The 25,070-nt window shown below is 67.2% G+C and carries 19 protein-coding genes and 1 pseudogene; 10 read left to right on the forward strand and 10 right to left on the reverse strand.

The features are described from left to right. Nucleotides 1-123: 123 nt before the first annotated feature. The 5 genes from AC5ZH6_RS18735 to AC5ZH6_RS18755 form a co-directional block, all read right to left on the reverse strand. Entirely contained in the window at nucleotides 124-1,131 is a 1,008-nt protein-coding gene (locus AC5ZH6_RS18735; RefSeq protein ID WP_288337932.1) for a Gfo/Idh/MocA family oxidoreductase, read from the reverse strand. Continuing rightward, nucleotides 1,128-2,162 (reverse strand): Gfo/Idh/MocA family protein, encoded by a 1,035-nt coding sequence (locus AC5ZH6_RS18740; protein WP_288337931.1) that lies wholly within the window; start codon nucleotides 2,160-2,162, stop codon nucleotides 1,128-1,130. The genes AC5ZH6_RS18735 and AC5ZH6_RS18740 overlap by 4 nt, the downstream gene beginning before the upstream one ends. 39 nt (nucleotides 2,163-2,201) lie before the next feature. Next, a complete protein-coding gene (locus AC5ZH6_RS18745; RefSeq protein WP_288337930.1) occupies nucleotides 2,202-3,440 on the reverse strand; it encodes a substrate-binding domain-containing protein in 1,239 nt (412 codons plus the stop codon). A 124-nt stretch (nucleotides 3,441-3,564) separates the two neighbouring features. Beyond that, nucleotides 3,565-5,007, reverse strand: a complete 1,443-nt coding sequence (locus AC5ZH6_RS18750; RefSeq protein WP_288337929.1) for an MFS transporter — start codon at nucleotides 5,005-5,007, stop codon at nucleotides 3,565-3,567. After that, nucleotides 4,962-6,188 carry a Gfo/Idh/MocA family protein gene (locus tag AC5ZH6_RS18755; protein ID WP_006370333.1) on the reverse strand — a complete coding sequence of 409 codons (1,227 nt, stop codon included), beginning with the start codon at nucleotides 6,186-6,188 and terminating at the stop codon, nucleotides 4,962-4,964. Before AC5ZH6_RS18755 ends, AC5ZH6_RS18750 begins: the two co-directional genes overlap by 46 nt. 170 nt (nucleotides 6,189-6,358) lie before the next feature. Here AC5ZH6_RS18755 and iolC point away from each other — a divergent pair, with 170 nt between their 5' ends. From iolC to AC5ZH6_RS18795, 8 genes are all read left to right on the forward strand, one after another. Further along, nucleotides 6,359-7,360: a 5-dehydro-2-deoxygluconokinase gene (gene iolC, locus AC5ZH6_RS18760; protein WP_288336379.1), complete on the forward strand. Its 1,002-nt coding sequence runs from the start codon at nucleotides 6,359-6,361 to the stop codon at nucleotides 7,358-7,360. After that, on the forward strand, nucleotides 7,353-8,279 hold the full coding sequence (locus AC5ZH6_RS18765; RefSeq protein WP_035728038.1) for a Cgl0159 family (beta/alpha)8-fold protein: 927 nt from the start codon (nucleotides 7,353-7,355) through the stop codon (nucleotides 8,277-8,279). The genes iolC and AC5ZH6_RS18765 overlap by 8 nt, the downstream gene beginning before the upstream one ends. A gap of 9 nt (nucleotides 8,280-8,288) precedes the next feature. Continuing rightward, on the forward strand, nucleotides 8,289-9,188 hold the full coding sequence (gene iolB / locus AC5ZH6_RS18770; RefSeq protein ID WP_288336381.1) for a 5-deoxy-glucuronate isomerase: 900 nt from the start codon (nucleotides 8,289-8,291) through the stop codon (nucleotides 9,186-9,188). Nucleotides 9,189-9,218: 30 nt separating this feature from the next. Further along, nucleotides 9,219-11,261 carry a 3D-(3,5/4)-trihydroxycyclohexane-1,2-dione acylhydrolase (decyclizing) gene (gene iolD, locus AC5ZH6_RS18775; RefSeq protein ID WP_288336383.1) on the forward strand — a complete coding sequence of 681 codons (2,043 nt, stop codon included), beginning with the start codon at nucleotides 9,219-9,221 and terminating at the stop codon, nucleotides 11,259-11,261. Further along, the gene (locus AC5ZH6_RS18780) at nucleotides 11,261-12,166 is read left to right on the forward strand and encodes a sugar phosphate isomerase/epimerase family protein (protein WP_288438586.1); all 906 of its coding nucleotides are present in this window, start codon (nucleotides 11,261-11,263) and stop codon (nucleotides 12,164-12,166) included. Before iolD ends, AC5ZH6_RS18780 begins: the two co-directional genes overlap by 1 nt. Before the next feature lie 51 nt (nucleotides 12,167-12,217). Beyond that, nucleotides 12,218-13,276, forward strand: a complete 1,059-nt coding sequence (locus tag AC5ZH6_RS18785) for a Gfo/Idh/MocA family protein (RefSeq protein ID WP_006370339.1) — start codon at nucleotides 12,218-12,220, stop codon at nucleotides 13,274-13,276. Between the two features lie 3 nt (nucleotides 13,277-13,279). Beyond that, on the forward strand, nucleotides 13,280-14,155 hold the full coding sequence (locus AC5ZH6_RS18790; RefSeq protein ID WP_014360907.1) for a sugar phosphate isomerase/epimerase family protein: 876 nt from the start codon (nucleotides 13,280-13,282) through the stop codon (nucleotides 14,153-14,155). Nucleotides 14,156-14,254: 99 nt separating this feature from the next. Further along, nucleotides 14,255-15,748 carry a CoA-acylating methylmalonate-semialdehyde dehydrogenase gene (locus AC5ZH6_RS18795; protein ID WP_020170500.1) on the forward strand — a complete coding sequence of 498 codons (1,494 nt, stop codon included), beginning with the start codon at nucleotides 14,255-14,257 and terminating at the stop codon, nucleotides 15,746-15,748. A 535-nt stretch (nucleotides 15,749-16,283) separates the two neighbouring features. Here AC5ZH6_RS18795 and AC5ZH6_RS18800 read toward each other — a convergent pair. Then, nucleotides 16,284-17,324 carry a LacI family DNA-binding transcriptional regulator gene (locus tag AC5ZH6_RS18800; protein WP_020170499.1) on the reverse strand — a complete coding sequence of 347 codons (1,041 nt, stop codon included), beginning with the start codon at nucleotides 17,322-17,324 and terminating at the stop codon, nucleotides 16,284-16,286. Nucleotides 17,325-17,432: 108 nt separating this feature from the next. Between AC5ZH6_RS18800 and AC5ZH6_RS18805 the strand changes: the two are divergent. Beyond that, nucleotides 17,433-18,847 (forward strand): annotated as a pseudogene (locus AC5ZH6_RS18805) (sugar porter family MFS transporter). A 113-nt stretch (nucleotides 18,848-18,960) separates the two neighbouring features. Here AC5ZH6_RS18805 and AC5ZH6_RS18810 read toward each other — a convergent pair. Together AC5ZH6_RS18810 and AC5ZH6_RS18815 are read right to left on the reverse strand one after the other, a co-directional pair. Then, the gene (locus tag AC5ZH6_RS18810) at nucleotides 18,961-19,980 is read right to left on the reverse strand and encodes a Gfo/Idh/MocA family protein (protein WP_496167644.1); all 1,020 of its coding nucleotides are present in this window, start codon (nucleotides 19,978-19,980) and stop codon (nucleotides 18,961-18,963) included. Nucleotides 19,981-20,022: 42 nt separating this feature from the next. Then, complete coding sequence (locus AC5ZH6_RS18815) at nucleotides 20,023-20,904, reverse strand: LysR family transcriptional regulator (RefSeq protein ID WP_014360912.1); 882 nt, start codon at nucleotides 20,902-20,904, stop codon at nucleotides 20,023-20,025. 109 nt (nucleotides 20,905-21,013) lie between these two features. On the opposite strand from AC5ZH6_RS18815, the gene AC5ZH6_RS18820 reads away from it, so the two are divergent. Then, on the forward strand, nucleotides 21,014-22,276 hold the full coding sequence (locus tag AC5ZH6_RS18820) for an MFS transporter (RefSeq protein WP_014360913.1): 1,263 nt from the start codon (nucleotides 21,014-21,016) through the stop codon (nucleotides 22,274-22,276). Between the two features lie 205 nt (nucleotides 22,277-22,481). On the opposite strand, the gene AC5ZH6_RS18825 is transcribed toward AC5ZH6_RS18820, so the two are convergent. After that, nucleotides 22,482-23,690: a fatty acid desaturase family protein gene (locus tag AC5ZH6_RS18825; RefSeq protein ID WP_288337202.1), complete on the reverse strand. Its 1,209-nt coding sequence runs from the start codon at nucleotides 23,688-23,690 to the stop codon at nucleotides 22,482-22,484. 44 nt (nucleotides 23,691-23,734) lie between these two features. Beyond that, nucleotides 23,735-25,057, reverse strand: a complete 1,323-nt coding sequence (locus tag AC5ZH6_RS18830) for a fatty acid desaturase family protein (protein ID WP_006370351.1) — start codon at nucleotides 25,055-25,057, stop codon at nucleotides 23,735-23,737. Between the last annotated feature and the right edge of the window lie 13 nt (nucleotides 25,058-25,070).

Raw genomic sequence — 25,070 nt, forward strand, 5'->3', positions numbered from 1 at the left:
ACCTCGACCACCAGAAAGTGGCTCGACCACCAGAAAAGGGACACCTCGACCACCAGGAAACGACGTCTCGACCGCCGGGAAGGGCCTCGACCATCGAGGGGAAAGGTATCTGAGTTGCCCGGGCTATGCCCCGATGGTCTCGCGATCGTAGGCCACCGGAACCACTTGCCCATCGTGGGTCATCGATTCGATGACGGCTTCGGCGACGATCGCGGCGCGTAGGCCGTCCTCGGCGGTTGCCAGGCGCGGGGCTCGGCCGGTTTCCAGGGCGCGGACCCATTCGCAGAGTTGCTCGCGGTAGGCGTCGGCGTAGCGCGGACGCCAGTCAGCGGGGTAGGCGAGCGATCGGGCGCGCCCACGGTCGGTGACCACGGTGGAGGGCAAGGTCAGCGCGGCAACACCCTCCTCCCCGACCACCTCGCACCGGGTGTCGTATCCGTACTGCGCGTTGAGGAACACCTCCACGGTGATGAGTACGTCGGATTCGGTGCGCATCACCAGGATCTGCGGATCGATGCGACGACCGGCGTGCCGCGAGGAGCGTCCGGCGTGCCAACTCACCTCGGCGATCGGCGAACCGATCAGCCATGGCATCACATCGAGTTCGTGGATGGCCGAGTTGGTCACCGTCGACGCCGAATCGCCGTCGGGATGGGCCTCGACCGTACGGCTCACACAATGCGCGACGAGCACCTCGCCGAGTTCGCCCGAGGTGACGCTGCGTCGCAGGTCCACATACGAGGGGTCGAATCTGCGCATGAATCCGACGCTGATCAGGGAACGGCCACTGCGCTTCTCGGCCGCGCACACCGAGCGTGCCTCGCCGACCGTCGGCGCGAGCGGCTTCTCACACAGCACCGGCTTGCCCGCATCGATCGCCGCGAGGGTCAGCGCAGCGTGGGTCGAATCGTGCGAGGCGATGATGACGGCGTCGACGTCGTCGGCGGCGATCAGAGCCTGCGCGTCGTCCACCACGCGGGCGGAACGCAACTGCGCAGCAACCGTATTCGCCGACGCAGCGTTCACGTCGGCGATCGCGGTGACCTCCGCGCCGTTGACATAGCGATCGAGGGTATGGGCGTGATCGGCGCCCATGACGCCGACGCCGATGATGCCGGTACGAATGGTCATGCGTGCTGCTCCCCGGGGAAAACGATGTCGAGACGTGCGCGGATGGCGTCCATGGTGGTCAGGGTCGAGATCACGTCGTCGAGCGGGTGGAGGGTGGATTCGCGGTTGCCCGAGACAATCTCACGGGCGGCGTCGGCCGCCGAGTAGTGCAGCCCGTCCTCATGGCCGCCGTGTTCCTCGTCGTGTCGCAGTACACCGCCGTCGCGCAGACGCACCTCGAACGGTCCCGGCTGATAGAAGGGCCCGGGAATCCGCACCTGTCCATCGACTCCGCAGATCGCCGCCGATGTCGGGGTGTCGGAGAGGATGGTGGTGTTGAGCACCGCCTGCGCACCGTCGACGTTGCCGAGCACCGCCGAGATCTGGCCGTTGAGTTCGGCATTCGCCGGGGTACCGAGGGCGGCGATGTCGGTGGGGGCGCCGAGGACCCAGTGCGCGAAGGCCACCGGGTAGGAGCCGAGATCGAGCATCGGACCGCCGGCCAGGGCCGGATCGTAGATGCGGTGATCTGTGGTGAAGTACTCGCCGTGGTCGGCCATCACCGTGCGGATCTCACCGAGCATCCCGGAGTCGAGTACCTGCCGCAGGACATCGAACTTGGGCAGGAATCGCGACCACATCGCCTCACCGGCGAACAACCCTGTTCGCGTGGACTTCTCGGCGATCTCACGCGCCTGCTCGGCGTTGATGCCCAGCGGTTTCTCCACCAAGACGTGCTTTCCGGCGTCCAACGCGGCGAGTGCGCCGGGCCGGTGCTCGGTGTGCGGGGTGCACACGTAGACGATGTCGACCGACGGGTCGGCGAGCAGCGACTCGTACGACCCGTGATGAGCGGCGATCCCGAAGCTCCGCGCGAACTCCTCGGCGCGGTCGGCCGATCGCGAACCGACGGCAACGACCTCTTGGGAGGTGTGTTTCTGCAACGCCGCAACGAACCTCGAGGCGATCCACCCGGGGCCGAGGATGCCCCAGCGCATGGCGGGTGCCGACCGGGGGTCGGGGGTACGGGCAGCGGGAAGATGCACGGGCACAGGTGTCCTTTCCGACAACGATGCGAGAAGTGTTGGGAATCAGCCGATCCGGTAGACGTGTTTGCCGACCTTACGGGCCTTGCGGGCCCAGTCGTCGCCGAGATCGCCTGGCAGTGCCACGAGTACGGCGTCGATGTCGGGATCCTCGAGCAGATCCTCATACAGTCCGTAGCTGGCCATGATTCCGAGCCGATCGGCAATGCGCCACGCCGTCAACGTCGATGCGCTGGCGACGACCTCGATGGACCCGGTAAGCAGCCCCGGGGTACCCAGCGCCCGCTGCACCTCATCGCCGAGGTCGTCGAGCATCAGTCCCCACCGGCGCCGGGCCGGAACGTCGGGGCGCTCCGGGGTGGGTGCCACCGCGATCTCCTTGACCGCGGCCGTCGTCGACCGGACCACCAGTTGCGGTTCCAGGGCCACCTCGCCATGGAATCCGCAAGCAGCAGAAGCCACCTCGACACCGGCCAGGATGCGGCCGAGGGCCTCGATCGCGGCGTCGGCGAGACCAGGCACGTCCTGACGGACCGTCGTCAACTCCACGCCCTCGACACCGGCGAGATGTCCGTCGTCGTAGCCCACCACCGACATCTCGGCCGGGATCTCCACCCCCTGCGCGCGCATGACGTCGACGAAACCGAACGCCATCCGATCGTTGGCGAGGAAGACCGCGGTCGGCCGTGGCAGTCGTTCCAGGATCTCGTGGGCCACCCGGGCCCCGGCCTCTTCGGTGTAGTCGCCGCGCAGGATCTGGCAATGCTGCTGCAGTCCGGCCGCGGTCATTGCACCGATGTAGCCGCGCTGCCGCTCCGCGGCGCAGGGGTGGTCGCCGCCGCCGATGTGGACGATCGCGTTGTGCCCCAGATCGATCAGGTGCTGCACCGCCAGATGGGCGCCCTGCCATTCGTCGGTGCCGACGGTCACGCGGCCCAACCCGGGGACACGCTCGCCGATGACCACCGAGGCCGCCGGGAGGTCGAGATCGTCGTCATGGGTGGCGCCGATGACGATGATGCCGTCGCAGCCCATGCCGACCAGATCGGTGACGGCGCGTCGGCGGGTCCGTGCACGCCCGTGCCCGCTCAGCGCGAGGCGATACGACGACTGTCCGGGCGTGACCGCACGCCGGTCGGCCGCGGCATAGAGCGCGTCGACGAGGTCGGCCTCGAACGGGTTGGAGGCGTCGAACACGACGCCGACCAGCGCACACCCGACTGCTGCATCGACCGACCGGTCTGGCGTCGTACTCGACGACGGCGACTCCACGCTGCTGGTCATGGGGTGATCCTCTGGTTGGGGGCGAACGAATCGGCCAACAAGCCGCACCGGCGTCGTTGATTCACTGTCGATGTAAGTCGGATCACACCCAAAAGTCAATACTTTGTCCGGACATACTGAGAAATCAGCGAGTGCCGAGCGCGTGCGCACCCACCCGCGAGGGCAGAGCGCTCGCGCCGACCGCGCAGACCACCATCACGACGGCCAGAATCACGAAGACAGCGGAATACGCCCCGGCCGGGAGCACCGCTGCCGTCGTGCCGAGCAGTGCGATCGCCATCGACGCCAGCGCAACACCGAAGGCATTGCCCAGTTCCTGCACGGCAGCGTGCAGGGCATTCGCGTCACCGAGTCGCACTTCCCCCACGTCGGCGAAGGCGAGCGTGTTGTACGCGGAGAAACCGATCGACCGCAGCATCCCGGACACCACCAGCACGAGCGCCAGCAGCCACGCCGGCGTCGCTGCACCGACCGCGGCCAACGCCACGAACGTCACCACCGACGCCGCCGACACCACCAGGAGAACGCGGCGGATTCCCCAGCGGCGCATCAATGGTGTGGTCAGGGGTTTGATGACGACGTTGCCGGCGAAGAGCGCGGTCACCATCGCGCCGGCCGTCACCGGCGACCAGCCGAAGTGCACCTGCAGCATCAGCGGCACCACGAAGGGCACCGCGCTGATCGCAAGCCGGTACGCCGTGCCGTATCCGATCACCGAGGCGAAGGAATGCATGCGCAGCACAGCGAGATTCAGCAACGGATCGCGCGCCGAACGCAGATGTACGACGGTGCCGACGCCGACGACAATGGCCACCACCAGACCTGCCACGACGATCACCCAGCGCACCGGCGTCGCGGAGAGCACCTCCGCCACGGTCATCGCCGCACCGACCGCCACCATCGTGCCCAACGCCCCGACCACATCGAGCCGACGAATCGGCCGCCCAACGTCGGGTCGCAGAATACGCAGTGCGGCAACGACTCCGATGATGCCGATCGGAATGTTGAGGACGAAGATGACCTGCCAGGAGGCGTGCTCGACGATCAGCCCGCCCAGCAGCGGTGCCACCACCGGCGCAACGAGCGCAGGCCAGGTCAGGTAGGCGATCGCCCGAGCCACATGCCCCACCGACACCGCCCGCAGAACCGCGAGCCGCCCGATCGGCACCATCATCGCCCCACCGGCCGCCTGGACCACCCGCATCCCGATCAGCACCGGAAGTGACGGCGCCAGAGCACATCCCACCGACGCGAGGGTGAACACCACCAGTGCGAGCACGAACACCCGGCGCACACCGAAGCGCTCGGCGATCCAACTGCTCAACGGGATGAGCACCGCCAACGTGATCAGGTAGGCGGTGACCACCCCGGCCGCATCGAGCGCTCCCACGCCGAAGCCCGCGGCGATGGACGGCAGGGCCGTGACGACGATGGTGGCGTCGAGGATCTCCATGAACATCGCGCCCGCGCCGAGCAGTGCCAACGCGCGCGGAAAATCCCCACTCGGCTGCGGTGGTGAGGTCACGAGGCGCTCGAGACCGCCTCCACCGGTGCGGGCGAGACCCATCGACCCTCGCGCACCGAGGCCGTCATGGCGTCGAGCGCCTCGGCGGCACGCACCGCGTCGTCGATGGTGGCACCCGGCCCCACCTGGGCGAGTGCGTCGGGGCCGGCGATGGCCGCGGCGAATCGGGCGGCCTCGATCACCTTGAGATCGTCGTAACCCATGGCGTTGGCCGAGCCCGGCTGGAAGGCGCCGTACTGTCCGTGGCCGGGGCCCACGAACAGCGTCGACACCGACAGATCCTGGATCACCCGGGACGCGCCGCTGCGCCCGATCTCGAGTTCACCCATGCGGCGATAGTCCCACCGCACGATTCCGGTGGTGCCGTGGATCTCGAATCCGTACGAATTCTGCTCGCCCACCGACACCCGACTCGCCTCCAGGACGCACCGCGCGCCCGAGGTCATCCGCAACTGCGCCGACAGGTAATCCTCGTTCTCCACCGGCCCGCGCACACCCCCGGTGGCCAGCTGGTGGCCCGACGTCGCGCCGGTCGGCTCGGGCCGCGTGTCGATGAAGATCGCGGTGTCGGCGATGAGTGAGTCGATACCGCCGAGGAGATACCAGACGAGGTCGACGCCGTGCGAGGCGAGATCACCGAGGACCCCGTTGCCGCCGCGTTCACGCTGAAAGCGCCAGCTCAGCGCGCCGTCGGGATGGGCGGCGTAATCGCTGAAGAACCGGAAACGCGCGTGGGTGACCTCGCCGATCTCCCCGGCTGCCACGATCTCCCGTGCCAACGCGACCGCGGGAGCGTTGCGATAGTTGAACCCGACCGCGGTGCTCACCCCGGCCCGGTGCGCCGCGTCGGCGACGGCACGGGCGTCGGCCGACGACAGCCCGACTGGCTTCTCGATCCACAGGTGCTTGCCGGACTCGACCACCGCACAACCGATTTCGCGGTGCAGAAAGTTCGGTGCGGTCACACTCACCCCGGCGATCGCGGGATCGGCCACGAGGTCGCGCCAGTCGGTGACGCCCCGTGCGTCGAACTGTTGCCCCGCCGCGTCGGCCCGCCCGGGCACGTCGTCGGCGATGGCCACCAACCGGGGTGCCGGGCGCAGCTGCGGATAGTGGTGCGCCACTCGGGCGTACGCCTGCGCGTGGGCTCGGCCCATCCAGCCGAAACCGATGATCCCCACCGGCAATTCGGCGGAGGACCCGGACACTGCACTCGTCGTCATGGGAATCCCTTCCTGGTTGCTGCATTCGGCACCGCACTCGTGGCGGCTGTGATCCGCGCCACCCACTATGCCAGGTAAGAATGTCAGGACAAAGTCTTGACATTGCTCTGTGGTGTGCCGCACAGTGGAGGAGCGAACACCGCGAACGACTTACGAGCAGGGAGCAGTCCGTGACCACAGCCCGACCAACACCCGTCTTCGACGTGCTGGCGATCGGCCGCAGCGGCGTCGACATCTATCCGCAGCAGATCGGCGTCGGCCTCGAGGAGGTCACCAGCTTCGGCAAGTTCCTCGGCGGCAGCGCCGCCAACGTGACCGTCGCGGCCGCCCGGCTCGGACACTCCGCGGCTCTGATCTCCGGCGTCGGCGACGACCCGTTCGGCCGCTTCGTCCGTGCCGAGCTGGCCCGACTCGGCGTCGACAACCGCTTCGTCGGCGTCGACGACGTGTACGCGACACCGGTGACGTTCTGCGAGATCTACCCGCCTGACGACTTCCCCCTGTACTTCTATCGCAAGCCCACCGCCCCCGACCTGCAGGTCGCCGTCGCCGATATCGACACCGTCGCCGTCGCCGATGCTCGACTGTACTGGTCGACGGTGACCGGACTGTCCGAAGAGCCTTCGCGCAGCGCGCATTTCGCAGCATGGGAGGCTCGGGCCCGTCGACCGCTGACGGTGCTCGATCTCGATTACCGCCCGATGTTCTGGGAGTCACCGGCCGCGGCCACCGAGCAGGTGCAGCGCGCACTGACCGAGGTGACCGTCGCGGTGGGCAACCGCGAGGAGTGCGAGGTCGCCGTCGGTGAGACCGATCCGCACAAGGCTGCCGACGCACTGCTCGACCTCGGTGTCGAACTCGCGATCGTCAAGCAGGGACCGCGCGGAGTGCTCGGCAAGACGCGTCACGAGACCGTCGAGGTCGCCCCGCTCCCGGTCGACGTCGTCAACGGACTCGGCGCCGGTGACAGTTTCGGTGGCTCGCTGTGCCACGGACTGCTCTCGGAGTGGCCACTGGAGAAGATCCTGCTGCACGCCAACGCCGCCGGCGCGATCGTCGCCGGTCGCCTCGAATGTTCCACTGCCATGCCCACCGCCGACGAGGTCGCCACGTTCGCTGCCACCGCAGCATCCACCGGCACCGACAACGCCCAGGAGAGCCTCCATGTCTGAACTCGCCACCACGATCACCCCGACCGACCTGCTCACCGAGTTGCCCACCTGCACCTCCTACGCCGAGGTGACCGCCGTCCGCGCACAGCGCCCCGAGATCATCGGACAGGCCTGGGCTCGCCGGCGTCGGCGCGACACCGTCAACGGTGACGAGCGGCTGATGATCGTCGCCGCCGATCACCCGGCCCGCGGCGCGCTGTCGGTGGGCAAGAACCCGACCGCCATGAACAGCCGTACCGATCTGTTGGACCGCCTGCGCGTCGCGCTGGCCAACCCCGGCGTCGACGGCGTCCTCGCCACCTCCGACATTCTCGAGGATCTGCTGCTTCTCGGGGCGCTCGAGGACAAGGTGGTGTTCTCGTCGATGAACCGTGGCGGACTGGCCGGCTCCTCGTTCGAACTCGACGACCGGATGACCGCGGCCACCGCCTCCTGGACCGTCGAGGCCGGCCTCAACGGCGCAAAGATGCTCTGCCGCATCGATCTCGACGATCCCGGCACCCTGAACATGTTGACCTCGTGCGCCGCCGCGGTCGACGAACTCGCCGCGGGCGAGGTGATCGCGATGCTCGAGCCGTTCATGTCCCAACGGATCGAGGGCAAGGTCCGCAACGACCTGAGCGCCGATGCAGTGATCAAGTCGATGCACATCATCCAGGGCATCGGCTCGACGTCGGCCTACACCTGGCTGAAGTTGCCGGTCGTCGACGAGATGGAGCGCGTCATGGACGCCACCACGATGCCGACGCTGCTCCTCGGTGGCGACCCGCAGACCGCGCCCGAAGAGACCTTCGCGAGTTGGGAACGGGCACTGGCGATTCCATCCGTTCGCGGACTCATCGTCGGCCGCACCCTGCTGTATCCGTCCGACGACGACGTCGCCACCGCGGTCGACACCGCCGTGAACCTGGTGAGCTGAGGCAACACCATGAACAGCAAGTACTACATCCCGGCCGGCAGCGCCGCCGCGCCGCTGAGTGTCGACGTGACGCCGGAGTCCGCCGGTTGGAGCGAATCCTCGCTCTGGGTGGCGCAATTGGGTCCGGGTGACTCGATCACGCGCAGCTCCGGGCCCGACGAGATCATCGTGATCCCGCTGTCCGGCTCGGCCGTGGTGGCCTGCGACGGAAGACAGTTCGAGCTCGAGGGTCGCCAGAGCGTCTTCGACGGGCCGAGTGACTTCGCCTACGTCGGCCGGGACTCGGAGTTCACCGTGACCAGTGCCGACGGTGGCCGATTCGCACTGTGCGGCGCACGGGCGTCGACGACGCTGCCGTTCCGGTACGGTCCGAGGGCCGGCGTGCCGGTGGAGCTTCGCGGTGCGGGCAATTGTAGCCGGCAGGTCCACAACTTCGGCACCGCCGACGTGTTCGAGGCCGACTCGATCATCGCCTGCGAGGTCATCACCCCGGGCGGCAACTGGTCGAGCTACCCCGCGCACAAGCATGACGAGAACTCCGAGGTCGAATCGCAGCTCGAGGAGATCTACTACTTCGAGTTCAGTCAGATAAGTGGATCCGGCGCCGGGAGCGAAGCGAGCGGGCCAAATGGATTCGGCTATCACCGGGTGTACGGAACGCCCGAGCGCCCCATCGAGGTGCTCGAGGAGGTCCGCTCGGGTGACGTCGTCCTCGTACCGCACGGCTATCACGGACCGTCGATCGCCGCTCCCGGCTATCACATGTACTACCTCAACGTGATGGCCGGACCGGGCCCCGAACGGGCCTGGAAGATCTGTGACGATCCCGCCCACACCTGGCTGCGCGGCAGCTGGGAACATCAGGAGATCGATCCGCGTCTCCCGCTGCACGACAACAACTCCCACTGACCACCACCCACCACTGAGAAAGAAGTCATCGTGGCACCGATCAACCAGGGGCGCGCCGGCGGCGTGACCGGCGTCCGCACCCCGCACGGTGAACCGACCGTCCGGCTGACCGTCGCGCAGGCGACCGTGCGCTTCTTGGCCAACCAGTACGTCGAGCGTGACGGCGAGCGGTCGAAGTTCTTCGCCGGCTGTTTCGGCATCTTCGGTCACGGCAACGTCGCCGGACTCGGACAGGCGTTGCTGCAGAACGAGATCGACGACGTCGATGCCGGGCGCGAGCTGTCGCTGAAGTACGTGCTCGGACGTAACGAGCAGGCGATGGTGCATTCGGCCGTCGGCTATGCCCGGATGAAGGATCGTCTGCAGTCGTGGGCCGTGACCGCCTCGGTCGGACCCGGTGCCACCAACATGCTCACCGGCGCCGCACTGGCCACCATCAACCGGATTCCGGTGCTGCTCTTGCCGGCCGATACCTTTGCCACGCGTGCCACCTCCCCGGTGCTGCAGGAGCTGGAGTTGCCCTCGTCGGGTGATGTCACCGTCAACGATGCGTTCAAGCCGGTCTCGCGGTACTTCGACCGCGTGTGGCGGCCGGAGCAGCTGGCCGGCGCGTTACTCGGCGCAATGCGAGTGCTGACCGACCCGGTGGAGACCGGCGCCGCGACCGTCGCCATCCCGCAGGACGTGCAGGCCGAGGCGTTCGACTTCCCCGAATCGCTGTTCGCCGAACGCACCTGGCATGTGGCGCGCCCGCTGCCCGAACGTCGCGTGATCGCCGAGGCAGCCGAGATCATCCGCTCGGCCCGCCGACCGCTGATCGTCGCGGGTGGCGGGGTCATCTACTCCGGTGCCACCGAGGCGCTCGCCGACTTCTGTTCGCGCACCGGCATTCCGGTCGGCCAGAGCCAGGCCGGCAAGGGCTCGCTGCCCTATGACCACCCACAGTCGGTGGGTGCCATCGGCTCCACCGGCACCACCGCCGCCAACGCGCTCGCCGCCGACGCCGACGTCGTCATCGGGATCGGCACGCGCTACAGCGATTTCACGACCGCCTCGCGTACCGCGTTCACCGGCGAGGGCGTGCGTTTCGTCAACATCAATGTCGCATCCCTGGATTCGGTCAAGCATGCCGGCTACAGCGTCGTCGCCGACGCCCGGGAGGCCATCGAGGCGCTCGACGAGCTGCTGGCCGATCACCTCGTCGAGCAGTCCTACCGTGACCGGGTCGCCGAGCTCGCCGCCGAGTGGGATCGCATCGTCGACGACGCGTACTCCCCCACCGCCGTCGGCGTCAACGTCGCCACCGGCGAGGAGGCGCTGACCCAGGGCTCGGTCATCGGTCTGGTCAACGAGACCTCCGATCCGCGCGACGTGGTGGTGTGTGCCGCCGGATCGATGCCCGGCGATCTGCACAAGTTGTGGCGGACCCGCGATGCCAAGGGCTATCACGTCGAATACGGGTATTCCTGCATGGGATACGAGGTCGCCGGTGGTCTCGGCGTCAAGATGGCCTGCCCGGACCGCGACGTGTTCGTCATGGTCGGCGATGGTTCGTATCTGATGATGGCCACCGAATTGGTGACCGCCGTCCAAGAGAACCTGAAGGTCATCGTGGTGCTCGTGCAGAATCATGGCTTCGCCTCCATCGGCTCGCTCTCGGAGTCGTTGGGGTCGCAGCGATTCGGCACCGACTACCGCTATCGCGGTGAGAGCGGACGCCTCAACGGGTCCACGCTTCCGATCGACCTGGCGGCCAACGCCGCATCCCTGGGCGCCGACGTCATCCGTGCCGGCACCGCCGCCGAATTCGCCGACGCCATCAAGACCGCGAAGGCCGCCGACCGCACCACCGTCATCCACGTCGAGACCGATCCGCTGATCGGTGCCCCCGACAGTGAATCCTGGTGGGACGTCCCGGTATCGGAGACCTCGACCCTGGAATCCACCCAGCAGGCCTACGGCGTCTACGAGCAGTGGAAAGCCGTCCAGCGCCCCTATCTCGCCCCCACCACGCCGGCCGACTCCCCTGCGCCGTCGAACAATCCCGCCCCGTCGAACAATGGAGTTCAGTGATGTCGAAGATCCTCGTCGGTTCCGCCCCCGACTCGTGGGGCGTCTGGTTCCCCAACGATCCGCAGCAGACCCCCTACACCCGCTTCCTCGACGAGGTCGCCGCGTCGGGTTATGAGTGGATCGAGTTGGGCCCGTTCGGTTATCTGCCCACCGATCCACAGCAGTTGCGCGACGAGCTCGGCAGTCGTGGACTGAAGCTCTCGGCCGGCACGGTGTTCGAGCATCTGCACCAGGACAATTCGTGGGATGCGGTGTGGACTCAGATCGAGGACGTCGCCAAGTTGACCGCAGCCGTCGGTGGCAAGCACGTCGTCGTCATCCCGGAGATGTGGCGCGACCCGGCCACCGGCGAGGTGCTCGAGGATCGCACGCTCACCGATGAGCAGTGGCGCAAGAAGACCCAGGGCATGAACGAACTGGGCAAGGCGATGTTCGAGAAGTACGGTGTGCGAGCGCAATACCACCCGCATGCCGACTCCCACGTCGACACCGAGGAGAACATCTACCGGTTCCTGGAGAACACCGACCAGCAGTTCGTGAACCTGTGCCTGGACACCGGTCACGTCAGCTACTGCGGAGGCGACAACATCGCCATCATCAACGCCCACCCCGACCGCATCGGGTACCTGCACCTCAAGCAGGTCGACGAGCAGGTTCGGGCCAAGGTCGCCGCCGATGACCTGCCGTTCGGCGAGGCGGTCCGCCTGGGCGCGATGACCGAACCGCCGCGTGGCATCCCGGAGATGCCGCCGCTGCTCGAGGCCGTCGCCGCTCTCGACATCGACATCTTCGGCATCGTCGAGCAGGACATGTACCCCTGCAGTCCCGATGCCCCGCTGCCCATCGCCCAGCGCACCCAGAAGTATCTGGGATCGTGCGGTGTGCCGGCCGTCCGTTTCAGCTGATTCTCTCTCCCTCCAACTTATTTCACCCCGAACTATTTCACGGAGTACACCATGACCGACTTGCGTATCGCCGTCCTGGGCGTCGGGATGATGGGTGCCGACCACGTCGCCCGCATCACCGAACGCATCAAGGGCGCCACCGTCACCGTCCTCAACGACTACTTCCCGGAGAAGGCCGAGGAACTCGCGGCGACGATTCCGGGCTGCCGGGTGATCAACGATCCGCTCGACGCGATCGCCGATCCCGATGTCGACGCCGTCATCCTCGCCACCCCCGGTCCCACCCACGAGAAGCAGTTGCTGGCGTGCCTGGAGGCCGGCAAGCCGGTGATGTGCGAGAAGCCGCTGACCACCGATGTGGCCACCTCCCTGGAGGTCGTCAAGCGTGAGGCGGAGTTGGGGCGCAAGCTGATCCAGGTCGGGTTCATGCGGCGCTTCGATCACGAATACGAGCAGCTGAAGTCGCTCATCGACGACGGCACCTTCGGGCAGCTGCTGGTGGCGCATTGCGTGCACCGCAACCCGATGGTCCCACCGGGTTTCGACTCGGCGATGATCGTCAAGGATTCGATCGTCCACGAGGTCGACGTCACCCGGTTCCTGTTCGACGAGGAGATCGTCTCGGTGCAGATCATCGCGCCGGGTTCCAATCCGCAGGCGCCCGAGGGCCTCAAGGACCCGCAGATCGCGATCTTCCGTACCGCGTCGGGTCGCCACATCGACGTCGAGTGCTTCGTCACCACCGGTGTCGCCTACGAGGTGCGCACCGAGGTCGTCGGTGAATTCGGTTCTGCCTTCATCGGTCTCGACCAGGGCGGCGTGGTGCGCAAGCAGCGCAACCCCGTGCAGTCCAGTGCCGGAGGAAGGAAGGTTGCGGGGATCTGGGGCGGCGATATCACGCCGTCGTTCGTGGAGCGCTTCGGCGCCGCCTACGATGCCGAGATCCAGCGGTGGGTCAACGCGGTCAAGGCCGGCATCAACGTCGACGGCCCCGGTGCGTGGGACGGTTATGCCGCGGCCGCGGTGTGCGCGGCGGGTGTCAAGGCTCTCGAGACCGGCGAGATCGTCACCGTCGACATGGTCGACCGCGCATCGATTGCGGGGGCCTGATCCATGAAGGTCGCCCTCGATCCCACGCCGTTCCATCATTCCCATTCGCTGCTCGAATTGCCGGGCGTGGTCGCCGATCTCGGGTACGAGTACCTGCAGCTGACCCCGCACGTCGACATGATCCCGTTCTTCAATCATCCCAAGGCCGACGACGATCTCGTCGCGAGGTTTCGCCGGGCGTGCAAGGACGCCGGCGTCGGAATCGCTTCGGTGCTACCGGTATTGCGGTGGTCCGGGCCCGACGAGGATGCCCGCGAGGCGGCCGTGCGCTACTGGAAACGCGCCATCCAGATCACCGTCGATCTGGGCGTGAACGTGATGAACACCGAGTTCTCCGGTCGTCCAGAGAAGCCGGAGGAGTCCGAGCGGGCCTTCTACCGGTCGATGGAGGAACTCGTGCCGATCATCGAACGTGAGGGCATCGACGTCCGGATCGATCCGCACCCAGATGATTTCGTGGAGGACGGGTTGGCCGCGATCCGCATGATCCGCGGGATCAACTCGAAGAACTTCGGTTTGGTCTACGTCGCCTGCCACAGCTTCCACATGGGCGGCAACATGCGGGAGATCATGACGACCGCCGGTGACATGCTTCGCCTGGTGCACGTGGCCGACACCATGGATCATCATGCCTCACACGGGCTTCGCTACATCACCAACCCGCCCGGTAACGCCGTACGCGTGCACCAGCACCTCAAGATCGGCGACGGCGACGTCAATTGGGACGAGTTCTTCGGCACACTCGGCGAGATCGGCTTCTACGACCGCGACGACTCGGTCATGGTGTCGAGTGTGTTCGCCGAGAACGAGAACGCCGACGAGGTGTCCCGCTACCAGCTCGCCACGATGAACGACTACGTCGCCAAATTCCGTCCCTGACCCCGTTCACCGACATACCCCGCTCACTGCCCACACACCAAGTCCCCCACTGATTTCGGCGTCGCGTGACAGCACGCGACGCAGAACAGGAGTACCTCCATGTCCACCACCGTCTCCCACTGGGCCAACAACAAGCCCTACCCGGGTACCTCGAATGCCACTGCGCCGGTGACGAATCCGGCGACCGGTCAGGTCACCGGGCAGGTCGCGTTGGCCAATGTCGCCGACGCCCGCGCGGTGATCGACGCCGCCGCGGCGGCGTTCCCCGCCTGGCGTGACACCTCGCTGGCCAAGCGCACCTCGATCCTGTTCCGCTTCCGGGAACTGCTCAACGAGCGCAAAGGCGAGCTGGCTCAGATCATCACCGCCGAACACGGCAAAGTCCTCTCCGACGCCCTCGGCGAGATCTCCCGCGGCCAGGAAGTCGTCGAATTCGCCTGCGGCATCCCGCACCTGCTCAAGGGCGGATTCACCGAAAACGCCTCCACCAAGGTCGACGTCTTCAACATCCGCCAACCCCTCGGACCCATCGGCATCATCTCCCCCTTCAACTTCCCCGCCATGGTCCCCATGTGGTTCTTCCCCATCGCCATCGCCGCCGGCAACACCGTGGTCCTCAAACCCTCCGAAAAAGACCCCACCGCCTCGATCTGGCTGGCCGAACTCTGGAAAGAAGCCGGACTGCCCGACGGCGTGTTCAACGTCCTACAAGGCGACAAGACCGCCGTCGACGAACTCCTCACCAACCCGTCGATCAAATCCATCAGCTTCGTCGGCTCCACCCCGATCGCCCAATACGTCTACGCCACCGGCACCGCCGCGGGTAAACGCGTCCAAGCCCTCGGCGGCGCGAAAAACCACGCCATCATCCTGCCCGACGCCGACCTCGACCTCGCCGCCGACGCCATGGTCAACGCCGGCTTCGGCTCCGCCGGCGAACGCTGCATGGCCATCAGCGTGGCCGTCGCCGTCGGCGACATCGCCGACGAACTGGTCGCCAAGATCACCGAACGCGCCCGAACCATCACCACCGGTGACGGCACCAAGAACTCCGACATGGGACCGCTGGTCACCGCCGCCCACCGCGACAAGGTCGCCTCCTACGTCGACGCCGGCGAACAAGCCGGCGCCACCATCGTCCTCGACGGACGCGGTGTCGAAGCGGACGGCGGAGCCGACGGGTTCTGGTTGGGGCCCACCCTGTTCGACAACGTCACCCCCGACATGAGCATCTACACCGACGAAATCTTCGGACCCGTCCTGTCGGTCGTGCGCGTCGACTCCTACGACCAAGCCCTCGAACTGATCAACTCCAACCCCTACGGCAACGGCACCGCCATCTTCACCAACGACGGCGGCGCCGCCCGACGCTTCCAGAACGAAGTCGAAGTCGGCATGGTCGGCATCAACGTCCCCATCCCCGTCCCCATGGCCTACTACAGCTTCGGCGGCTGGAAAGCCTCCCTCTTCGGCGACACCCACGCCCACGGCACCGAAGGCATCCACTTCTTCACCCGCGCCAAAGCCATCACCAGCCGCTGGCTCGACCCCTCCCACGGCGGACTCAACCTCGGCTTCCCCCAGAACGCCTGAGATCAACTCCCCGGAGGATCACGCCTGTGCGATGAGTCGGCGTACGGCGGCTACCTGAGTCGACGCATCCACACCCGGGAATCCCGCTCGCGGCACGCCCCCGCTGCGAGCGGGATTCTCTGTGTGGTGGTCCGGAACCAGCACCACGGCAAGCGGTCTCGAGGCTCGGCGCACGCGCCTCGCACCTCGACCATCGGGAGGGGGACACCACCCCGATCGAGGGGAACGCCCCGTCCGCTCTCTCGATCGAGGGGGAAACGTCCCGTCGTCTTTCCCGAACGAAGGGGAGCGCACCGTCACCTTTCCCCGATGGTCGAGGTGCCGAGGAGCGCCAGCGACGAGGCCTCGAGACCCCCGCTGCGAGCGGGATTCTCTGTGTGGTGGTCCGGAACCAGCACCACGGCAAGCGGTCTCGAGGCTCGGCGCACGCGCCTCACACCTCGACCACCGGTCCGGTTGGGGGCGACCATCCGGGGGGCTCGGCGACCGATCGGTTGGGGAAGGCCAACCCGGGGCGCTCGGCGACCACCCGGCACTACCGCTGCTCGCGGGGTGGAGCCGTCGTGCCGCGCACTTTCAGCGAGGGTTCGAGCACGACGTCATCGCCGCCGTCGGACTGGTCGGTGAGCATTGCGACGGCGAGATCGACTGCGGTGGTAGCCATTCCCGTTGCGTCCTGGTGGATCGTGGTCAGATCGATCCGGGGGTTGTCGGACAGCAGGCTGTCGTCGTAGCCGACGAGCGAGATGTCGCCGGGGACGTCGACACCGGCTCGGGTGAACACGTCGAGCAGCCCGAGCGCGCAGCGGTCGTTGCCGGCGAGGATGGCTGTCGGTAACCTGCTGCGCCCCAGGAGTTCTCGTGCGGCGCGCGCACCCGCATCCTCACGATGCGCGCCGGCCACGATCGCGATGTGCTCGGAGAGCCCGTGTCGTTGCATCGCCGTGCGGTAGCCGAGGGTACGGTCGCCGGCCCCCGGACCGTCACCGCCGTCGACGTGCAGGATGTCCCGGTGACCCAGTCCCACAAGATAATCCACGGCCTGCGCCATGCCGAGATGGTCGTCGGTGCGCACCGTCGCCACTGCGCCCGCATGCAGTACGTCCTCGGTCAACGTCCGGCCCACCACCACCATCGGTGCGCGTGCCGCCACCGGGAGCAACTCGGCGCCGTCGGTGTGCGGCCCCAGCACGATCAGGGCACCGCAGCGGTGATCGATCAGCCGCTCGAGCGAGGACACCTCCGAGCGCTCCGGCAGGTTCGCCGTCAACAACACGTCGTGGTTCAGCGCCTCGGCCGCCGGATACATGTGGGTGACGAGCTCGGACTGGAACAACTGCGACATGTCGACCAGCACGCCGAGAGTGCGGCTCCGCCCCCGGGCGAGCATCCGGGCGACCGAGTCGGGACGGTAACCCAACTCCTCGGCGACGGCGAGCACGCGCAGCTGCGTCTCCTCCCCCGCACCAGGCTTGCCGGCCAGGATGAACGAGACCAAAGTGCGCGACACGCCGGCGCGTTCGGCCACGTCGGCCATGGTCGGTCGCCGACGCCGGGACCCTGCAGTGGTCGTCATGACTAACCCCGTTTCCGAGTGACGCTTGACACAATCGCTTTGTCAGGACATAGTACTACTCACACGCGTTAGTAACGCGCGTTAGTTCCCCAGGAAATCGAGGTTTCCATGTCTACGACGACATCAGCCGCTTCCAACAGGCGGTTTCTCACCAAGCTCACCGTCATCGCCACTCTCGGCGGACTGCTCTTCGGCTACGACACCGGAGTGATCTCCGGTGCGCTGCTCTACATGAAAGACGATCTCCACCTCTCGGCCTTCGGCGAAGCCACCGTCGTCAGCGCCCTACTCTTCCCCGGCGCCGCCTTCGGCGCACTGTTCGGCGGCCGCGTGGCCGACCGGCTCGGGCGCAAGCGCACGCTGCTGCTGTGCGGCCTGGTCTTCCTGGTCGGCGCCGTCGGCTGCGCCCTCGCCCCGAATGTGGCGATCATGGTCATCGCCCGCATCATCCTCGGCCTCGGCGTCGGCGCCGCGGCGGTCACCGGCCCCTCTATCTGGCCGAGATGGCGCCCGCCGAGCGTCGTGGCCGGATGGTCACCATCAACGAGCTGATGATCGTCACCGGTCAGATGTTGGCCTTCGCCATGAACGCGCTGCTCGACCACATCGTCACCGACCCGCACGTGTGGCGCGTCATGCTCGCCGTCGCCGCGGTGCCCGCGGTCGCACTGTTGCTGGGCATGCTCGCCCTGCCCGACTCGCCGCGCTGGTACGCCCTCAAAGGACGCCTCGATGAGTCACGAAACGTCCTGGGCCGCAGCCGTACACCCGACGAGGCCGACGCCGAGTACGCGACCATCGTCGATCACATCACGCACATGCGCGGTGGCCGCACCCCGCTGTCGGTGGTGCGCGACGTGCCGTGGATTCGACGGATCGTGCTGATCGGTTGCGGGCTGGCCATCATCCAGCAGGCAACCGGCATCAACACCGTGAACTACTACGCACCGACGATCCTCGAGCAGAGCGGACTGGGCGTCAGCGCCGCACTCATCGCGACCATCGCGGTCGGCGTCACCTCGGTGGTCACCACCATCATCGGCATCATCCTGCTGGGCTACATCGGCCGCCGCACCATGCTGCTGATCGGCTTCTCGGGCGTCGCGATCACCCAGGCCGCCCTCGCCCTGGCATTCCTGCTGCCGCAGACGACCTCACGCAGCTACATCATCCTCGCGTGCATGGTGGCCTTCGTCGCCTTCGTGCAGATGTTCATCGGCACCTGCGTGTGGCTGCTGCTCTCGGAGATCTTCCCGCTCAGCGTCCGCGGCTTTGCGATGGGCATCGCGGTCTTCGTCCTCTGGTGCACCAACGCGCTGATCTCGTTCCTGTTCCCGGTGCTCAACTCGGCACTCGGCTCGACCGGAACCTTCGGACTGTTCGTCTTGGTCAATCTCGCCTCGCTGGCCTTCGTGTACCGATCGGTGCCGGAGACCAAGGGCATCACCCTCGAAGGCCTCGAGGAGCACCTCGAAGCCCATCACGACAGCCGCAGCCCGGCCGCGGTGACCGCAGCAGCCTGACCGCAGGCACGGCACGACAACCGAACACCGACGAACCCCGTGGGCGAGACCATTCGGTCTCGCCCACGGGGTTCGGTCGTCAGAGATGCAGGGTCGTCAGAGATGCAGGGTCGTCAGAGGTGTACGAGGACCCCTTCGTCGGCGCTGCGTCGTGCGGCGTCGAGCACCTCGAGCACCGCAATTCCCTCCGACGCCGGGACAGGCTGGGGCGCACCGTGATCCACCGCTGCGGCGAATCGCCGATAATACTCGTCGGCACGCCCCTGCGCCGACGGGACCGTCCGGGCGCCAGCGGCGGTGTGCAGCGTCCCGAGCCGGTCGGGACGTTCGAATCCCCACCCCGCCGGATCGTCGACCGGCCGCTTGCCCGCGAGGATCTGCTCGGTCTGCGCGTCGGTGCCGTCGCTGAGGTATGCGCCGAGCGAACCGTAAAGCCGCCACTGTCGCGACACGACGTGGTTGAGCTTGCTCGAGGTCACCGTGAAGAAGACGCCGCTGCGGTGGGTCATCGCCACGCTGAATCCACAGTCGGTCCGACCGGCCGGCAGATCCACCCGGTCGAGGTGGGCGTACACCGACTCGACCGGTCCCAGCAGGGTGAGCATCTGATCGACGAGGTGTGCGCCGATGTCGCGCAACAGTCCACCCGTGGGGCCTGCGTCGAGTCCGGCGGCCTCGTCGAGGTCGTAGCGCGACTCGACCCGCCAGAGGTCACCGAGTTCGGGCAGCACACCGGTGACGGTCGCGAAATCGGCGTCGAAGCGGCGATTGTGGAACACACTCAGCAGCACACCGGCTCTCGCCGCCGCCCGCTCCAGTTCCCGACCGCCGTCGACGTCCGGCGCGAAGGGCTTGTCGGCCACCACGTGCACGCCCCGCGACACCGCCTCGAGCACCAGGTCACGGCGCGTCTGCGGCGGCGTGGTGATGGTCACCGCGTCCACGCCGGCATCGAGCAGATCGCCGAGTGAGTCGAAGACCGCAACTCCCGGGAGGTCCGTCGCCACCTCGCGACGGCGGTCGGGGTTGCCGGTGACCACCCCGGCCAGCTCGATCTCCGGCACCGCCTGGATATAGGGCGCATGGAAGATCCGTCCACCCGCGCCGTAACCGACCAATCCCAGTCTCACCATCGTCTCCACTTCATTTGTCCGGACATTGGTACAAATGTAGCGTCAGGCGGTCCGCGTCGTCACCTCCCGGACGATGTCGAGGACCGCCCGGGCGGCCGTCGACGGCGAGCGCACCGAGGAGTGCGCGATCGAGACAACCCAGTCGAGATCACGGTCGGTGCAGGGCACCCCCACCGCTCCGGCGTGGTCGTGGGCGACGCTCCAGGGCACCAATGTCACCCCGAAATCGTTGAGCGCCAATCGGATACCGAACTCTTGATCGGCCACCTCGATCACCGATCGGCGATGCGGGAGCCACTTGTCGGTCACCGCGCGGGTGCCCCAGCCGGGCGGGTAGTCGATGGTGCGTTCGGCGGCGAGATCCGCGGCCGCGAAGCCGCCGGCCCGAACCAGCCGGTGGTCGGGGTGGGCCACGAGCACCAGAGGCTCTCGGGCCAGCCGGTACACGGTGATGCCGGGGATCTCCTGATCCGGACCGCCGAGCAGTGCCAGATCCAGCGTTCCGTCGCGCAGCCCGCGGATGTTGCCCTGACTGCCCTGCGGATTCTGCCGCATCGCGATCGCGACACCCGGATGCCGCCGATGCACCGCCCCGAACGCCTCCGCGAGATCGATGGTGACGATGTTGACCAAGGCACCCACCGCGACATCACCGCGGATGTCCCCGCGCAGCGCCGCGAGGGCGTCGACGATCTCGGCGCGCGCCCGGACCGCGGCTCGAGCGGGTTCGACGACGGCGCGCCCGGCCTCGGTGAGCACCAGCGTGGTCGGGGTGCGATCGAAGAGTTGCGCGCCGACCTCGCGCTCGAGTTTGGCCACCGACGTCGACACCGCCGACTGCACGACCTGCATCGACCGTGCCGCAGCGGTGAAGGTGCCATGCTCACAGCACGCGAGGAAGTAGTCGAGTTGCCGCAGTTCCATCGTGATCGCCCTCTCACTCCCCCGCCGACCTGGCCATCATCTTCCATGTAGATGTGGCCATCAGAATCTATCGCTTTTCTTCACGGCGACCGCGCCGCACCATGGACACATGGCTTCGACGACCTCCTCCCCGACCACCCGACTCAGCCGGGTGATCGTGCTGTTGTTCGCGGTGACCGCGGGGTCCTCGGCGGGCTGTCTCTACTACCTGCAGCCCCTGCTGCACGAGGTCGGCGGCGACCTCCACGTCTCGACGACGGCCGCGGGCCTGATCATCTCGGTGACCCAGGTCGGCTATCTGATCGGTCTGGCTCTGGTCGTACCACTGGGCGACTTCCTGGACCGCCGACGGCTCGTCGGCGGGCTGCTGGTCGTGTCGTGCATCGGTTTGGCGATCGCCGCGGCCGCACCCACCTACGCGGTCCTGATGATCATGGTGTTCGCGGTCGGGGTGTCGGCGTCGGCGGCGCAGGTGGTCGTGCCGTGGGCCGCGGCGGTGGCCGGGCCGAGTGAACGCGGCGCCGTCGTCGGCACGGTGATGAGCGGATTGCTCGTCGGCATCCTGTTCTCGCGCGTCCTGTCGGGTCTCATCGCGCAGGCGGGCGGCTGGCGCACCGTGCTCGTCGTCGCCGCGGTCATGCAGGTGATGATGGCCGCGGCCGTGTGGTGGCGGGCGCCGCACACCGCGGTCGAGCGCTCGAACAGCACCTCGTATCCGCGTGTGCTGGCCTCGATCGCGACGCTGATCCGGTCGGAGAACGTCCTGCGACACCGCATGGTGCTCGGCGGGCTGAACATGGCCGCCTTCTCCGCGATGTGGACGGCGATCGCGTTCCTGCTCGCCGGAGCGCACGGCTCGTCGTATCACTTCTCCGACGCCGAGATCGGGCTGTTCGGTCTGGCCGGGGTGGCCGGCGCACTGGCCGCCCCGCGGGTCGGCAGACTCGCCGACCGCGGCTATCTGCGCCACACCCAGTACGGCGTGTGGGTCGTCCAGCTTCTCAGCTGGGGGCTGCTGTGGGCGGGTGCGCATCAGGTGTTGGTGCTGATCCTGGCGCTGCTCGTCTTCGATTTCGGCGTACAGGGCGTGCAGATCGCCAACCAGGCCGCGGTGTACTCGCTCGACGGCGAGGCACGCTCTCGGCTGACGACCGCCTACATGGTGGCCTACTTCGCCGGTGGCGTCGCGGGTTCGGCGTTCGGCGGGTGGGCGTATCAGATCGGCGGCTGGAACCTGGTGTGCGCTGCGGGTGCGGCCACCGCAGTACTCGGCATCGTGCTGTGGGCGGCGTTCGCGATCGGTGAGCGCGAGCACTCGGTGCAAGGAGTCGCCGCGCAGCAACGGCTGCGCGGCGAAGTCCAGGCGGTCTAGGGCGTGTCTCCCGATTCCTCTGCGATGGATTTTGCGAGGTCGATGGTTTCCTGGCAAGGCGGAGGAGGCGCCGTCCTGAGGTGCGAGGCACGAGCCTCGAAGGGGAGCGATAGCGGAGCTGTCGTGACCGACGACAACGCCGCCAGGGGACCATCGAGCCGCAAAGACGCGCAAAGGGAATTGGGAGATATGCCCTAAGCCCGACTCAGCGCGCGCGACGGCGCAACCGCCGCCTGCGCCGGGCCTCGGCGATGGCCGAGCGCAGACCGAGCGCCTTGTCGATGCCCGCGAAGCGCCGTTCCGACGCCGTCTCGGGTGCATCGTCGGCGGTGTCGCGCAGGAACCGGTCCGGCAACGCGAGTTTGTTGATGGTGCGCAGCGTCTTGCCGTATTGCACCCACAGCGAGCCGGTCGTGTAGGGCAGATCGTATTTCTCACACAGTTCACGCACGCGCACCGAGATGTCGGCGAGCCGATTGCTCGGCAGATCGGGATAGAGATGGTGCTCGATCTGGTAGCAGAGGTTCCCCGACATGAACGCCATGGCCGGGCCTGCGTGAAAGTTGGCGCTGCCCAACATCTGTCGCAGATACCACTGACCCTGGGTCTCGTCCTCGAGGGTGTCGACGGTGAACTTCTCCGCGCCGTCCGGGAAATGACCGCAGAAGATGACCACGTACGCCCACAGGTTGCGGATCAGATTCGCCGTCAGATTCGCGGTCAGGGTGTGCCGGAAATTCGGGCCGGTCAGCGCCGGGAACAACACATAGTCCTTGGCGACCTGCTTGCCGATCTTGCGACCGAATTCCTTCATCTGCGGGATCGCGACCTCTTTGGGCTTCTCGCCCTGAATGACCTCTTTGAGCGCGAGGTCGTGCAGGCCGATGCCCCATTCGAAGGTGGCCGCCAGGATGACGTTGAACAGCGGCTGCAGCGCGCGTCGCGGTTCCCAGGGCTCGTCGCGGGTGACCCGCAGGATCTTGTAGCCGACGTCGTGATCCATGCCGACGACGTTGGTGTACTTGTGATGGATGTAGTTGTGGGAGTGCTTCCAGTGCGGCGACGCGCACACCATGTCCCATTCCCACGTCGTCGAGTGGACCTCGGGATCGTTCATCCAATCCCACTGCCCGTGCATCACGTTGTGCCCGAGCTCCATGTTCTCGATGATCTTGGCCACTGCGAGCGCGCCGCTGCCCAGCAGCCACAACGACCGCCGATGGCTGCCGAGCAGCGCGAGACGCCCGGCGACCTCGAGGACCCGGTGTGCGAGGATCGTGCGCCGCAGGTAGGTGACGTCGCGCACCCCGCGGTCGGCCTCGATCTCGCGACGCAGCGCGTCGAGTTCGGCCCCGAGCGCCTCGACGTCGGCGTCGGTCAGGTGTGCGTACTCATTGATGTCGGTGATTGCCATCGGTGTCCATTATGCGCTTGCGGCGCCGAGACGGGGAGCCCGCCTCATGCCGCGCGACGCTCCACCACCTGGGACGATCGTCCCACTCGGGTCCGCCGACGCTCGCGCAGGGACTTGATCGCCGAGCGCAGTCCGCGGCGCCGCCCGGTCAACGGGTCGACGGTCGCATGCAATCTGGTGCCCTCGGGCAGACCTTGCTTGAAACGACGTTCGGACGCGGTCTCGGGTGCGTCGTCGGCGGTGGCCGAGAGGTATTTGTTCGGCAGCGACAGCTTGGCGATGGTGCGCCACGACTTCGCGTACTGCAGCGGGAACGAGCCGGTGGTGTAGGGCAGGTCGTACTTCTCGCACAGCGCGCGCACCCGCACCGCGATCTCGGCGAGCCGATTGCTCGGCAGATCGGGGAAGATGTGGTGCTCGATCTGATAGGAGAGGTTGCCGCTCATGAATGCCAGCACCGGTCCGCACCGGAAGTTGGCGCTGCCCAACATCTGTCGCAGATACCACTCGGCCTGCGTCTCGGAGTCGACGTCCTGCTTGGTGAACTTCTCGGCGCCGTCCGGGAAGTGCCCGCAGAAGATGACGGCGTTGGTCCACAGGTTACGGATGACGTTGGCCATCGCGTCGGCGGTCGCCGCCTTGCGGAAAGCCGTTGCGGCATCCCGCTTGTCGCCACCCAACACCACCGCTGCGGCGGCGACCAGGGTCGGCTGCACGGCATAGTCCTTGGCGAGCTGCCTGCCCACCTTGCGGCCCACGTCGGCCAGATCCCGGCGGAACTGTTCCTTGGCCTCGGGGGTGCGGCGCTTCTTGCCGAGCTCGAGATGTTGTGCGGCAACGCCGTATTCGAACAACAGCGCGAGCAGCGTGTTGTACACCAGGTTGCCCAGGTAGAACGGCCGCCACCGCTGATCGCGCGTCACGCGCAGCAGCCCATAGCCCACGTCGTCATCCATGCCGAGCACGTTGGTGTACTTGTGATGGATGTAGTTGTGGGTGTGCTTCCAATGCGCCGAGGGGTCGGTGTTGTCCCACTCCCACGTGGTCGAGTGCACCTCGGGATCGTTCATCCAATCCCACTGCCCGTGCATCACGTTGTGCCCGAGCTCCATGTTCTCCACGATCTTGGCGACGCCGAGGGTGGCTGCACCCGCCCACCACAGCCCGCGATTGCGCGAGCCGGCGATCATCGTCCGACCGGCGAGCTCGAGTCCGCGTTGGAAGCGGATCGTGTTGCGGATGTAGCGGGCGTCACGCTCTCCGCGTGCCGCCTCGATGTCGGCCCGGATGGCATCGAGTTCGGCGCCGAGGGCCTCGACGTCGGACTCGGACAGGTGGGCGTATTCGGGGATGTCGGTGATCGCCATGGGTTCCTCTCAC

It is taken from the genome of Gordonia sp. YC-XJ4, from assembly GCF_059511865.1.